This window comes from Psychrosphaera sp. HA2-10 (assembly GCF_055693745.1).
The window spans coordinates 2,317,771-2,331,927 of record NZ_CM146341.1; the positions used below are offsets into that span (position 1 = coordinate 2,317,771).

At 39.3% G+C, this 14,157-nt stretch carries 16 protein-coding genes; 6 read left to right on the forward strand and 10 right to left on the reverse strand.

Going from position 1 to position 14,157, the window contains the following annotated elements; genetic code table 11:
* Nucleotides 1–11: 11 nt before the first annotated feature.
* Together tgt and queA are read right to left on the reverse strand one after the other, a co-directional pair.
* A complete protein-coding gene (gene tgt / locus ACZ1GV_RS10545) occupies nt 12–1,154 on the reverse strand; it encodes a tRNA guanosine(34) transglycosylase Tgt (RefSeq protein WP_472674133.1) in 1,143 nt (380 codons plus the stop codon).
* A 119-nt stretch (nt 1,155–1,273) separates the two neighbouring features.
* Entirely contained in the window at nt 1,274–2,335 is a 1,062-nt protein-coding gene (gene queA / locus ACZ1GV_RS10550) for a tRNA preQ1(34) S-adenosylmethionine ribosyltransferase-isomerase QueA (protein ID WP_472674134.1), read from the reverse strand.
* Between the two features lie 154 nt (nt 2,336–2,489).
* On the opposite strand from queA, the gene ACZ1GV_RS10555 reads away from it, so the two are divergent.
* Nucleotides 2,490–4,979 (forward strand): EAL domain-containing protein, encoded by a 2,490-nt coding sequence (locus ACZ1GV_RS10555; protein WP_472674135.1) that lies wholly within the window; start codon nt 2,490–2,492, stop codon nt 4,977–4,979.
* A 60-nt stretch (nt 4,980–5,039) separates the two neighbouring features.
* On the opposite strand, the gene ACZ1GV_RS10560 is transcribed toward ACZ1GV_RS10555, so the two are convergent.
* From ACZ1GV_RS10560 to rplU, 5 genes are all read right to left on the reverse strand, one after another.
* Nucleotides 5,040–5,411 carry a DUF3718 domain-containing protein gene (locus tag ACZ1GV_RS10560; protein ID WP_472674136.1) on the reverse strand — a complete coding sequence of 124 codons (372 nt, stop codon included), beginning with the start codon at nt 5,409–5,411 and terminating at the stop codon, nt 5,040–5,042.
* A 79-nt stretch (nt 5,412–5,490) separates the two neighbouring features.
* Nucleotides 5,491–5,985, reverse strand: a complete 495-nt coding sequence (gene folA / locus ACZ1GV_RS10565; protein ID WP_472674137.1) for a type 3 dihydrofolate reductase — start codon at nt 5,983–5,985, stop codon at nt 5,491–5,493.
* A 76-nt stretch (nt 5,986–6,061) separates the two neighbouring features.
* Nucleotides 6,062–7,204: an Obg family GTPase CgtA gene (gene cgtA, locus ACZ1GV_RS10570; RefSeq protein ID WP_472674138.1), complete on the reverse strand. Its 1,143-nt coding sequence runs from the start codon at nt 7,202–7,204 to the stop codon at nt 6,062–6,064.
* Between the two features lie 140 nt (nt 7,205–7,344).
* Nucleotides 7,345–7,602: a 50S ribosomal protein L27 gene (gene rpmA / locus ACZ1GV_RS10575; protein WP_155695740.1), complete on the reverse strand. Its 258-nt coding sequence runs from the start codon at nt 7,600–7,602 to the stop codon at nt 7,345–7,347.
* Between the two features lie 18 nt (nt 7,603–7,620).
* Nucleotides 7,621–7,932, reverse strand: coding sequence for a 50S ribosomal protein L21 (rplU, locus tag ACZ1GV_RS10580; RefSeq protein WP_210561407.1), 312 nt, complete (start codon nt 7,930–7,932; stop codon nt 7,621–7,623).
* Nucleotides 7,933–8,176: 244 nt separating this feature from the next.
* Between rplU and ispB the strand changes: the two genes are divergently transcribed.
* From ispB to ACZ1GV_RS10600, 4 genes are all read left to right on the forward strand, one after another.
* Nucleotides 8,177–9,148 carry an octaprenyl diphosphate synthase gene (ispB, locus tag ACZ1GV_RS10585; protein WP_472674139.1) on the forward strand — a complete coding sequence of 324 codons (972 nt, stop codon included), beginning with the start codon at nt 8,177–8,179 and terminating at the stop codon, nt 9,146–9,148.
* Nucleotides 9,149–9,282: 134 nt separating this feature from the next.
* A complete protein-coding gene (locus ACZ1GV_RS10590) occupies nt 9,283–10,050 on the forward strand; it encodes a substrate-binding periplasmic protein (protein ID WP_472674140.1) in 768 nt (255 codons plus the stop codon).
* A 146-nt stretch (nt 10,051–10,196) separates the two neighbouring features.
* Nucleotides 10,197–10,481 (forward strand): autorepressor SdpR family transcription factor, encoded by a 285-nt coding sequence (locus ACZ1GV_RS10595; RefSeq protein WP_472674141.1) that lies wholly within the window; start codon nt 10,197–10,199, stop codon nt 10,479–10,481.
* Nucleotides 10,478–11,131, forward strand: coding sequence for an SdpI family protein (locus ACZ1GV_RS10600; protein WP_472674142.1), 654 nt, complete (start codon nt 10,478–10,480; stop codon nt 11,129–11,131). Before ACZ1GV_RS10595 ends, ACZ1GV_RS10600 begins: the two co-directional genes overlap by 4 nt.
* A 35-nt stretch (nt 11,132–11,166) precedes the next feature.
* Here the strand turns inward: ACZ1GV_RS10600 and mdh are convergent, their stop codons facing one another.
* Complete coding sequence (gene mdh, locus ACZ1GV_RS10605) at nt 11,167–12,108, reverse strand: malate dehydrogenase (RefSeq protein WP_472674143.1); 942 nt, start codon at nt 12,106–12,108, stop codon at nt 11,167–11,169.
* A gap of 145 nt (nt 12,109–12,253) precedes the next feature.
* Between mdh and argR the strand changes: the two genes are divergently transcribed.
* The gene (gene argR, locus ACZ1GV_RS10610; protein WP_472674144.1) at nt 12,254–12,718 is read left to right on the forward strand and encodes a transcriptional regulator ArgR; all 465 of its coding nucleotides are present in this window, start codon (nt 12,254–12,256) and stop codon (nt 12,716–12,718) included.
* A 20-nt stretch (nt 12,719–12,738) separates the two neighbouring features.
* On the opposite strand, the gene ACZ1GV_RS10615 is transcribed toward argR, so the two are convergent.
* Complete coding sequence (locus tag ACZ1GV_RS10615) at nt 12,739–13,197, reverse strand: NfeD family protein (RefSeq protein WP_472674145.1); 459 nt, start codon at nt 13,195–13,197, stop codon at nt 12,739–12,741.
* An 11-nt stretch (nt 13,198–13,208) separates the two neighbouring features.
* On the reverse strand, nt 13,209–14,144 hold the full coding sequence (locus tag ACZ1GV_RS10620; protein ID WP_472674146.1) for an SPFH domain-containing protein: 936 nt from the start codon (nt 14,142–14,144) through the stop codon (nt 13,209–13,211).
* Nucleotides 14,145–14,157: the final 13 nt, after the last annotated feature.

Below are 14,157 nucleotides of genomic sequence, written 5' to 3' on the forward strand. Positions count from 1 at the left end.
TAATTTTACGATTATTTTGACGCCTGAGGCGCACCCTCGTCCGATAATGGAGGAACAGGTAAGTCACGACGAGCATAAAACTCAGCAACATATTCCTCTAGTCGGTTTTGCTCAATTGCATCACGTAAGCTTTGCATTACACGTTGGTAATATCTCAAGTTATGAATTGTATTTAATCGAGCACCTAAGATCTCATTACACTTATCTAAGTGATGTAAGTACGCACGCGAGTAATTTTCACAGGTATAACAGTCACAGTTGTCATCTAAACGAGACGTGTCATCTTTATGTCTTGCATTACGGATCTTTATAACACCACCGGTTATAAATAAATGACCATTTCTTGCATTACGTGTTGGCATAACGCAGTCAAACATATCTATGCCACGACGAACTGATTCTACTAAATCCTCTGGCTTACCAACACCCATTAAGTAACGAGGTTTGTTCTCTGGAAGCTTATAAGCAGTGGTATCTAAGATATTAATCATATCTTCTTTTGGCTCGCCTACTGACAGGCCACCTATGGCATAACCATCAAAGCCAATAGACTCCAAACCTGCTAATGAAATTTCACGTAAATCTGGATACATACCGCCTTGAACTATGCCGAATAACGCCGAGTCACTGTCGCCGTGCTCTTGTTTTGAACGTTCAGCCCAACGTAAAGACAGTTCCATTGATGATTTAGCTTCTTCACGTGTCGCCGGATAAGGCGTACATTCGTCAAAAATCATCACAATGTCAGAACCTAAATCACGTTGCACAGCAATTGAACGCTCGGGTGTAAGCATGATTTTTTCACCGTTGATCGGCGAACGAAACTCAACACCTTTTTCAGAAATTTTACGTAAGTCGCCAAGACTAAAAACTTGAAAACCACCTGAGTCAGTTAATATAGGTTTATCCCAGTTCATGAAGTCGTGCAAATCACCGTGTTTTTTGATGATTTCAGTACCCGGCCTTAACATTAAGTGAAAAGTATTGCCTAAGCATATATGAGCGCCAGTCTCTTTAACTTCGTCTGGCGTCATACCTTTCACAGTACCGTAGGTTCCCACTGGCATAAATGCTGGAGTCTCAACTGTGCCGCGTTCAAAATGCAGTTTTCCTCGACGGGCCTTGCCGTCGGTATTTATTAATTCAAACTTCATGTGTGTCTCTTAAATTCTGTTTAATTTAACCGGCTAACCAGTTTAAAAATGGCCGTTATTATATCTAATACGGCTTTAAAAATCGCCTACTTTGACGACTTTACTCTGTATTTGTTTGTTTATTTGTTCAGTTGCTGCTTAGTAAGGAACATAGCGTCACCATAACTAAAAAAGCGATATTCATTGCTTACTGCCTCATTGTAACCGCGTAAGATGTTTTCTTTTCCAGAAAAGGCCGATACTAGCATTATCAATGTTGACTCAGGCAAATGGAAATTAGTCACCATGGCGTCTACCAACTTAAATTCATAACCCGGATAAATAAAAATATCTGTTTCGCCAGTAAACGGTAACAAGGAGTCATACTCAGATGATGCCATATTGCACTTCCACGCGGCTGACTCTAACGAGCGAACCGAAGTAGTACCGATTGCAATAACACGCTTACCATTTAGTTTGGTATCTTTAATTGCGTTAACCACTGACTCAGGTACTTCCGCATACTCGGAGTGCATTTTGTGCTCGGTAACTTCATCAACACGTATAGATTGAAATGTCCCCGCTCCTACATGAAGTGTAATGAACGCTATGTTGGCGCCTTTTTGTTTAATTGCCTCTAATAAACCTTCTGTAAAATGTAATCCAGCTGTCGGTGCGGCTACTGCGCCCGGCTTTTCATTATAAACGGTTTGATAACGCTCTTTATCATCCTCGGTGTCTGGACGGTCAATATAAGGCGGTAGAGGCATGTGTCCATGCTCTTCTAAAATAGCTAATACTGGCGAATCACCTGAAAAACGTAATTCAAATAAGTCATCATGGCGAGCAATCATTTCAGCTTGAGCACCGCCGTCAAATTCAATAACATTGCCAGGCTTAGGCGCTTTGTTTGCACGTACATGAGCTAATACACCGTGTTCATCAAGCATACGTTCAACTAAAATTTCAACTTTACCGCCCGTCAATTTTTGGCCGAACATACGAGCTGGAATTACTCGGGTATTATTGAATACCAACAAATCGCCAGGCTCTACCAAATCAATAATTTCTGCAAAGTTACGATGGGTAATGTCACCACTGTTGCCATCAAGTTGCATTAAACGGCTGGCACTACGCTCGGCTTTTGGCGCCTTCGCAATTAGGTGTTCTGGTAAATCAAAATGAAAATCAGCGACTTGCACTACAGACCTCAACAATTAAAAAATTTGCGCTGTATTATACCAGTGTTTTTTGTGTGACCCCACTAAAACAGAATGACTAAACAAATATCATTACTTGTTTAATCTCCATTTAATTTATAAAGTAAGGTAAGTTATTTTTTATATGGTTTAGTCAATGTCGCAGTTGTTGCCGTTATTACTTATTACCTCTAACTTCCATATTAAACGACTACTGATGCAAAAGATCAGTAATCTGCAACTCTTTGAAATTGATGCTGTTCCTGATAGTGAAACTGCGATACAGCATTTAAAGTCGACTAAATACCAATTTATTATTTCTGAGATCTCCATAGGAAAAGTGGATGGATGGAGCCTTTCCAGTTTAATTCGCTCCGATATCTATCTGTGTGATAAAAAAATACCTATCGTTTTAATAACTGATACTCACTGCGAACGGATTGCGGAGGCAACCGCAAAATCATTCGGTATTAATGCAGTGGTTACAACTGAAGAAATATCACAACTAAACCAAATACTTGCAGACGCCTTTTCGAGTCAAATCCCGGTCAATACGCGACTTACTACTCTCACAGTGGTTAGTGAACCGGCTTTGAGTGACCAGCTTAATAATTTATTTTCTAGTAAATTCCTAACTCTCGAAGCAGAAAGTGCTAAGCATGGTTTAGCCATTATTCGCCAACAAGCTGTCGACTTAGTTGTTTTAGACAGTGATTTAGAAAATGATACAGCGCTGGCCCTACTCAATACTATTCGGCAAGAAAAGCCTGAAGTTTCCGTTGTTGTCATTATCCCCAAAAACGACACAAGCCGCGCCGAATTTTTCATGACGCAAGGTGCGAGTGATTTTATTTATAACCCTATTAATGTGTCCAGAATAATAAATGTTTGCGAACGAGCTGCACAACGTAATGACTTTATTATCAGTAACAAACAATTCGCTGAAAAAGTGACATTGCTTGAGTTGAGTAAACAGAAATTTCAAAACCTGTCAGATGCGCACACAAAGCTATTAGAAAATTTAAGTTCTGTCGTTTTAGAGCTTGATACCACGGGACGAATTAAGTTTGTAAATAAAGCTTGGGAATTATTAACTGGTTATCCAATAGAAGACTCATTAAATTTGCCACTTATAGAGTTTATCGAATTTGACGAGCTAGGAGGTCAACGCTTTAACCATCAATTAAACGATATATTAATGCAATCGGTCACTAGCACCACCACCGAGCTCAAAATCAAAACCGTTAAAAATCAATCACTCTGGGTCGAAGTTAGACTGCATCAACTTGTAAAAGACGGATTTGTACAAGGATTAACGGCTACGTTGGATAACATTAACGATCGCAAACAAGCGGAAGAAAAACTTCAACATCTTGCGCTGCACGATACGTTAACTGGACTATATAACAGATATTATTTTGATAACGAGCTAAGTCGCCTTACATTGCTTGCATCAAGAGGTAAAGAAACTCATAGCCTTTTGTATATCGATCTTGACCACTTTAAAATCATTAATGATACCGAAGGTCACCAAATGGGTGACTTAGTACTAAAAGAAGTCGCGTTAATACTGACGCAGCGCTTACGTCAATCAGATATTTTATGCCGAGTCGGTGGTGACGAGTTCATTATTCTGTTGTCTGAGACAAAGTTGAAAAATGCCATCGATATTGGAGAAAGTATCTGCCAACAAATTGCAGCGGCTCATTTCACATTTGGTAATACGACATACAAAATTAGTGCATCTATTGGTGTATCTGAAATTGATGGCCAATCAACGCCAGCGGAATATCTGCGCCAAGCTGACATAGCGCTGTATGTTGCTAAGAAAAAGGGTCGAAATCGAGCACATAGTTATGAAGCTGATGACGTAGATTCGAACAAGCAACTAGACAATATGAAGTGGGTTCAACGACTACAACAAGCTGTCATTGATGATAATCTTGTTATGCATTTTCAACCGGTTTGGGATTACGCCGATGAATGTGTTGGTTACTTTGAAGCTTTAGTTCGGTTAGAAATAGAAAATAAAATTACTTACCCTAACGAGTTCATTCCAGCACTAGAACGAGCTGAAGACATCAGTTTTTTAGATCATCAAGTAATAAATAAAACAATCAAATTAATAAGTGAAAATCCAGGGCTGCACAAAGTTGCAATTAATCTGTCTGGCCAAGCCTTTTCCGATGAACGTTTATTACCTTTAATTAAAGAGAAGTTAGCAATTTACAAAGTCCCTGGCGAACGCATTATCTTCGAGTTAACAGAGTCAGCCAGTTTAACCAATGTTAGTGGTACTCGACGCATGATAGAGCAATTAAGCCTAATAGGCTGTCAGTTTTCAATTGATGACTTTGGGACTGGCTTTAGTACTTTCTCTTATTTAAAAGAACTGCCTGCCCACTCGGTAAAAATAGACGGTAGCTTTGTTAAGGATATGAATGTGAACGACGTAGACAAAACATTGGTGACCGCTATTGCAAATGTAGCTCTTGTACTAAAAAAACATAGTGTGGCAGAGTTTGTAGAGAATAAAGAAATTTTTCATAACCTAAAAGAGATTGGCGTCACATACGCCCAAGGTTATTACATTAGTAAGCCATTACCGCTATTAGAAGCCTTATCCTTCAAATTTAAACCAGAGTGAATCTTCTGATAATAAAAAACCGCTATATAAGCGGTTTTTTATTACATCGATAGCAAATAATTATCGACTAGCAATTGCTTTAGTTATTTTAGAGTCAGCAAAACCATTTGATTTGGCCCACTCTAGATCACCAGAAGCTGAAAAGTGAGATGACGGCATACGTTTTACCATAAATACGCCTACTTCATTTGCATTTTTTTGGATTGCATAACGAATTAATGGTTCACCACCACAAGTTACACCATCATAGATATTTCTTAATTTAACACCGGCATTTTTAAGTTTTTTACGAAAACGCCCTTTGTTGTCGTCAGCTACGTTGTCACAAACACCGGCTAAGAATGATGCTACATCATCCGCTTTGGCTGGTGTGCTCAAAGACATAACGCTTAAAACTACAACCGTTGATAAAAAAGCTACAATTGACTTCATATTAACTCTCATTATTAATTTTTTTGAACACTACCACAAAAATGGAGTATATCAACTCCAACCAATTCATGGAAGTTTATCAATCAATCTTCTGCAAAGTAACAAACTGATAATCATTTGCGTTTTTTTCATCCTTCAAATGCTTAACAGTCTCTATCTCTTGCCATTCACCTACTGTTTGCCAGTCTGGGAACTGGGTGTCACCTTCTACTTGTAAATCTATAAACGTGAGATAAAGAAAGTTAGCCATAGGTAAAAACTGCTGATAAATATTACCACCACCAATAACCATAACTTCAGGTTCATTCGCTAATAAAGCCAAAGCATCAGATGGGCTGTTTACTACTTCTACGCCTGTATGCTGCCAATCTTGATTGCGAGTGATAACAACATTTTTGCGTCCTGGTAAAGGCCTTCCGATAGACTCAAACGTTCTGCGCCCCATTACAACAGGCTTACCTAGTGTAACTTGTTTAAAGTGCTTTAGATCTGCTGGCATATGCCAAGGCATATCGTTATCTTTGCCGATAACTCGGTTGTTAGCCATTGCTGCTATTAGTGATATTTTTGTCATATTTACAACTACTTTATATAAAAAAGCCTTCCAAATGGAAGGCTATCATAATTAGGTTCTGACGTTTTATAAACCCTTAAGGCTTATAAATTACTTCAACGTCATAGTCATCTTCATTCCAATCATCGTCATCTTCATCAATGTCGTCCATGGCGTTGTTATGATATGAGTCCCACTGGAAGTCGACTTTTTCTTCTTCGGCAGTCATAACTTCGCGAGGCATATCTTCAAGTGCATCAGATAAATCATTACATAGCTCTTTTGTATTCAAACTTTGTGATGCTGATATTTGATAAATTGGACCTTCCCAACCGATTTGCTCTGCAATTTCCTTACATCGCTCATTCGCTTCATCTTCCGGCATTAAATCAATTTTATTGAATACTAACCAACGAGGTTTAGCTGCTAGCTTTTCACTGTATTGCTCTAACTCGCTAACAATTACTTTAGCATTTTCTACAGGATCTGAGCCGTCTACAGGAAGGATATCGATTAAATGTAGCAATACACGACAGCGCTCTAGGTGACGTAAGAAACGAATACCTAATCCAGCTCCGTCAGCAGCCCCTTCAATAAGACCAGGAATGTCCGCGACAACGAATGAATTACCCGCACGAACAACACCTAAGTTAGGAACTAATGTTGTAAACGGATAGTCAGCCACTTTAGGTTTTGCGGCTGAAACAGAACGAATGAATGTTGACTTACCAGCATTCGGTAGACCCAACATGCCAACATCGGCTAGCAACAACAACTCTAATTGAAGATTGCGGACTTCACCTTGAGTACCATTGGTTTTTTGGCGAGGCGCTCGGTTAACACTGCTTTTAAAACGAGTATTGCCTAAACCATGGAAACCGCCTTTAGCAACAAGCAACTTTTGGTCAGCTCGTGTTAAATCACCGATAATTTCGCCTGTGTCTAAGTCTCTGGCACGAGTACCTACTGGTACTCTTAATACACAGTCTTCACCGCGTGAGCCTGTACATTGGCGACCTTTACCATTTTCTCCGCGCTGAGCCTTGTGAAAGCGCTCAAAACGGTAATCAATCAAGGTATTTAAACCTTCGTCAGCTAGTAAATAAACGTCGCCACCGTCTCCACCATCACCACCGTCGGGGCCACCCATGGGAACATATTTTTCACGACGGAAAGAAACGGCACCATTGCCACCATCTCCGGCGTCGACTTTTATTTCAACTTCATCAACAAATTTCATTTTAGCCAACTAACTTTAAGGATTAAATCACTTGTAACTATAAGACTGAACTGCAAAGTCTGCCAGTCTGCTACTACTATGTTTGTTACAAACAAAAAACCCCGCAATAGCGGGGTTTCAAATTTGTAACTATCGTATGCTTATTCAGCTACGATGCTTACGTATTTACGGTTAAGAGGACCTTTAACGTCGAATTTTACTTTACCGTCTGAAGTAGCGAACAACGTGTGATCACGACCCATGCTTACGTTTGTGCCAGCGTGGAACTTAGTACCACGTTGACGAACGATAATGTTACCAGACAATACAGATTCGCCACCAAAACGCTTAACACCTAAACGTTTGCTTTCTGAATCACGACCGTTACGAGTACTACCACCAGCCTTTTTATGTGCCATTTTTAAGTACCTTCTTAATTAAGCGTTAATGCCTGTAATCTTCACTTCAGTGAACCATTGACGATGGCCCGCTTGTTTACGTGAATGCTTACGACGTTTAAATTTAACGATTTTAATCTTCTCACCACGACCGTGAGAAACAACTTCAGCTGAAACCTTTCCACCAGCTACTACTGGGGTACCGACTTTAACATCGTCACCGTTAGCAACTAATAACACCTGATCAAACTCAACTGTAGAACCAGTTTCTACGTCAAGTTTTTCTAGACGAATGGTTTGGCCTTCAGCAACACGGTGTTGTTTACCACCACTTTGGAATACCGCGTACATATTACTCCGTCTCCTGTGCGCTTTTCGCACAAATTAATTCTGTAAAACAGGGCGCGAATTCTAAATGACTAACAGGCATTAGGCAAGTGTAATTTGTCTTTAATTTAATAAATTTTGTATTAAAAAATTTTTAACGCCATATAACGTCAATAATTAGGGCTTAAACGATAAAATTTTGGGAATTTTTTGATTGTCAGGTAAACTTCCTTCTCAAAATTTAAGGCAACCTATAAAACTGCAGTAGATGAATATAAAAAACATCCTAGAGCTGGCTGAACAAGACATGCAAAAAGTGAATGCATGCATCGGATCGCAATTAAAATCAGACGTCGCATTGATCAACCAATTAGGGATGTATATCGTTAATAGTGGTGGTAAGCGCATTCGTCCAATGCTGACTGTGCTTGCAGCAAAAGCCCTTGGTTATCAAGGTGATAAGCATCACACCTTAGCGGCCATAATCGAATTCATTCACACTGCAACACTACTGCATGACGACGTTGTTGATGAGTCAACTATGCGCCGTGGCAAGGAAACAGCTAATGCAGTATTTGGAAATCAGGCCAGTGTACTAGTTGGTGACTTTTTATATACGCGTTCATTCCAGATGATGGTAACGCTAGAATCGATGCGCGTAATGAACATTCTTGCCGATGCTACTAACACTATTTCTGAAGGTGAAGTATTGCAGTTAATGAACTGTAATGATCCTGATACCACAGAACAAAGCTACTTTGATGTCATTTATGGTAAAACCGCCCGTTTGTTTGAAGCTGCAACTCAACTCGCCGCAATTATTGCGGGTGCCGATGAGCAAATCGAAAAAGCAATGCAACTTTACGGTATGCATTTAGGAACGGCTTTTCAGCTAATTGATGATGTAATGGACTACAGTTCTGACGCCGACGATATGGGTAAAAACGTAGGTGATGATCTTGCTGAAGGTAAGCCGACACTGCCATTATTGTATGCTATGTGGAACGGTAATGAAGAACAGGCTGCCTTAATTAAAGACGCCATTGAAAATACCAACGGCATGGAACATTTTGATAACATTATGAATGCTCTGCATGAAACCAAAGCGCTTGAGTATGTTACAAAGAAAGCCGAGTCCGAAGCTGATAAAGCAATAATGGCTTTAGAAGCCATTCAAGACAATGAATTTAAACAGGCGCTCATTGGGCTTGCTCACACTGCTGTTAATAGAACTGCCTAAACCTTATTATACGGTCGACAGTTTTACTTGGAATTCATCTGTAAAGTCATATTTTCTCGTTTACATGATGTACCTTTACTAAATCATTCCTATAATATCGATTACATTAAACTGTTTTCGACCCAAGGTCCGGCATGCTATTGAAAATAATAAAAGCCGCTATTGTTTTTTATTTGTTTTTTTCATCTGTTGTATTTGCAGATCGCACAACATCATCAAAGAGCAGTGTAAACACATTATTTTACGACTTAGGACTAGAAGGTGGATGGATTCCCTATCAGCGAGGAGCGAACGCAGGAAGTACTGGAGTATTTGAAGAAATAATATATAGCATTTCCGCTGAATCAGATATTTCATTTAAAGCTGTCTATTTCCCGCCCAAACGAGCCGAGATGGCATTAAAATCAGGTTTAGTCGACTTTGATTTTATTTGTTTAGAATGGTTTACCCATGGAATTGATAAAGACAAATATATAATTACCGAACCTATATTTGAGATATCAGAAATGTTTGTGGTTAAAACTGGTACCGATTTAGACCTTTCTACTCCCCACTCTTACTTCAATTTAGACGTTGGAACAATTGCCGGTTACTTTTATTTGAATGACAAAAAGTTTAACCGAATTGACTTTTTGAATGAACAACAAGTTATCTTAGGTTTAAAGCAAGACCGATTTAAAACAGCTATTTTAGAACGGGAAGTTGCAAAGCACTGGGCAAAAGTTCACGACGTAGATATAGAGTTTCCTTTAACACATACACAAGGTTATATTCGTTTAAGGTTAAGAAACGAGCATAAACACTTATTACTGCGAATTAACGAAGCGATAGCGAAAATTCGTTCTAATGGGCAACTCCAAAAAATACTGAATAAACATAACGTATCAGCTAGATTACCTTAAGCACCTTTCTACAACGTTTTTATAACAATAAAAATCATATAGTTACACAACAAAAACCCATTATTTCGGAAAAAAGCGAATTAACACTTGTCTAAATACTTTTATTTCGGTAATTTACGAAATAACTACTTAACATGGTGAAAATTATGGCAGATATCTTTCAAGCACTATCTAGCCCCGTAAGGCGCGAGATCCTCTCTATGTTAAAGAAAAAAGATCTCACCGCTGGTGAAATTGCAGAGCAAATTGATGTGGCTAAGTCCACCCTTTCGGGACATTTCAATGTCCTAAAATCTGCGGGTTTAGTCATTACAGTAAAAAACGGAACCACCATAACCTACTCTCTTAATGCCAGTGTGGTAGAAGAATTAATGAGTGGCTTATTTTCTATATTTGGACAAAAAGACGAAAGTAAAAAGGAGTCTTTATGAACTTAGTTAAATTCAGCATCTTTATCACTGTTATAACGAGTGTAGTAGCAGCTATTGCCATCAATTTGGTACCTGAAGGATTACAGCTCCCAATTCATTGGAACGCTAGCGGTGAAGTAGATCGATTGACTAACGCTGCCACAGCGCTAATAATGCCTCCTGTTTTGATGGTAGCGTCTCTTTTGATTCTAACTGTATTAAAGCACTTAGAGCCGAGAAAAGAGAACCTTACTCATTCATTAACCGCCGCGCGAGCAATCATAGCGTCGGTGGTTGTTCTACTTGCAATTATAGAAGCCGGTTACGTTGCAATAATATTAGGTGTCGAATTTGAAATGCATAAAGTCATCCTTGCGTCTGTAGGATTAGTGTTAATGGTCGCAGGTAATTTTATGAGTAAAACTAGAAGTAACTTTTTTATCGGCATTAGAACGCCTTGGACATTAAGTAGTGACGAGGTTTGGCGGAAAACACATAGGCTAGGTGGTAAATTGTTTATGTTAGCCGGTGTTATTACAATGCTTGTTGCTCCTTTTGCTAACAACGAGCTACTAAAATTAGTGATCCCTGTTGTTGTTGTTCCTGCTGCACTAATACCCGTCGGCTATTCATGGTGGTTATGGCGAGAAGAACAAAAAAAGCACCCTTAGGTGCTTTTTTTTAATAAAAACTAACGTTGTTTTTATTATTTACCGTTTACGAACTCTTCACCTAGTGTGATGTCGCCACGTAAACCTTCGATCATTTCAGCTTTACATTTAGCTTCAAAGTCACTTAGGTCGCCGTAATGGAAAATTTCTTTTACGCCATCTTTACCAATCAAGACTGGCTGAGCAAAGAAACGAGCATCTTCACTATTTACTTCTACATATGTGTATTCGTAAACATCATCTTCGCCGTTAATAGCATCTACTAGGCTTAAGCAAAAACGTGCAGCTGCAAGGCCCATAGATAAAGTAGCAGAACCGCCACCGGCTTTAGCTTCAACAACTTCTGTACCAGCATTTTGGATACGGTTAGTTAGTTTCTCAATTTCTTCTTGTGAGAACTCAACGCCTTCTACTTGAGAAAGAAGAGGAAGGATAGTTGTGCCACTGTGACCACCGATAACTGGAACAACGATGTCTTCACAGTTTAATCCTTTTGCTTCAGCTACAAAAGCTTCTGCACGGATTACGTCAAGCGTCGTTACACCAAATAATTTAGCAGGGTTGTATTTGCCTTTAGCTTTTAACGTTTCTGCAGCAATTGCTACTGTTGTGTTAACTGGGTTTGTAATAATACCAGTAAGTGCTTCAGGGCAGTTGTCAGCAATACCTTCAACTAATGTTTTTACGATGCCCGCATTGATGTTAAATAAATCTGAACGGTCCATGCCTGGCTTACGAGGTACGCCCGCAGGAATAAGAACAATGTCTGCACCTGTTAACGCTTTTGCAAGATCGTCAGCGCCAAAACCTTCAACTTTAACTTGAGTTGGGATGTGGCTTAAGTCAACTGCAACACCTGGAACAACCGGTGCAACGTCATATAAGGCTAATTCAGAACCAGCAGGTAACTGAGTTTTAAGTAGTAATGATAAAGCCTGTCCGATACCACCAGCGGCACCTAATACTGCAACTTTCATATTAATCTCCAATTTTAATCAATGATCGAGAAGTAAATTTTGCCGCAACCATACTGAAAGTTCGGCGAAAACTCAATTCGCAATTAGTATTATATGATGAAATGCATTAAAATTCCGCCTGAGTAGCTGGCAAGGAAAAAATACAATGACGCAAAACAAGCAAGAAGCACTAATTAAAGCATTTAAAGAGCTTTTAAACGAAGAACGTTTCGGATCGCAAATAGATATCGTCGATGCGCTTAAAAGCCAAGGCTTCGATAATATTAGTCAATCTAAGGTATCTCGGCTACTTACTCGCTTCGGTGCTGTAAGAACCCGTAATGCAAAACAAGAAATGGTGTATTGTTTGCCTGCCGAACTTGGCATGCCTACCGCAAAGAGTCCATTACGCCAGTTAGTTTTAGATATTAATCACAATGAAGCTATGGTTATTATCAAAACTAGTCCAGGAGCTGCTCAGCTTATTGCTCGATTATTAGATTCAGTCGGTAAAGCGGAAGGTGTATTGGGAACTATTGCTGGTGATGACACTATTTTTATCGCACCGTTAAAAGTAAGTGAGATTGAGCACACTCTCAATAATGTAAAAACACTATTTGAAACCGTATAACTCAACCTCTAGTTTAATTACTAATTATTAGAAACTGATTTGACCGTCATAAGACCTACTTGTATGTCGGTTACTTCAACCTTATCTCCCGCTAATAGCGACTCATCACTTTCTATTTTCCACGTAATGCCTGAATATTGATAACTTCCTGGCTGAGTTGGCGACACTGGCGTCTCTAACCTAAACTGGTGTCCAAACAAATCGGAGTGCACATTATGCTTAGGCTCGGTCTTCTGTAAATTAGATAGCGGCTTCCATAAAATAGCACTATAAACCGCTGACAAAACCGCAATGCATAACGAAATAACCGTCCATGTATCACTGATAATACCGAACTGTAATAACAATCCTGTTGTTAGCGTTGCCAATCCAATTAGAGTTAGAAAAAAGGTCGCAAAACCTAAAAAAACAATATCGATAACAGCGAGTAAAACGCCCGCTGCCATTAACATTTGAGCTGTATTTTCAAAAAATGACATCACAGTCTCCTTTAGCTTTTATTCATGGTGCCAATAATACTCATAGCCTGCGCAACCATGCTACTCGCGTCAGTGGCGTTATCTGGAAGCAGAACAACCGACGATTCCTTCGCTATAGCCTGTTTTGCACTTATTGCTTTTGTTGCTAGGTCTAGCTGAATCGCTTTCTGACCCTGCTCGGTCTTGGCTACGTTACCTATTGTTTCTAAGGCTTCCGCTTTTGCTACCGCAACTTGCATAATCGCTTTCGCTTCACCTTCTGCCTTTAATATTTGCTCTAATTTTTCAGCTTCTGCAGCAAGTACTTGCGCTTGCTTTTGACCTTCCGCAACATTAATTGCGGCTTGACGATCACCTTCGGACTCTAGGACTTGAGCTCGCTTTTCACGCTCTGCTTTCATTTGGCGCTCCATCGCTTCCATTACAGATTGCGGTGGAATAATATCTTTAATTTCATAACGTAAAACCTGAACGCCCCACGGACCGGCCGCTTCATTAATAGCTGCGACTATATTAGTATTTAACGAATCACGCTCTTCAAACGTTTTATCTAGTTCCATTTTACCTATTTCACTACGCATAGTAGTTTGAGATAGTTGAATAACGGCAAATACATAATCGTCAACACCATAAGACGCTTTGTAAGGGTCTAAAACTCGGAAGTACAATACACCATCAACAATTAATGAAATGTTATCTCGAGTAATCGCAGATTGACCTGGTACGTCAACTGCTTGCTCTTTTAAAGAACGGTCGTAAGCAACTACATCAACAAAAGGCACAATAAAGTTTAAGCCAGCCTCGATAGATTTATTAAATTTACCAAATCGCTCTATAACATATGCTCGATTTTGAGGAACAAACTTAATAGATGATTTGAGTAACACGATAACTAAAATTAGAAGTGCGAACTCAAACGATATGATTGAGCTGAGTATTTCATTCATAATAAATTCCTTT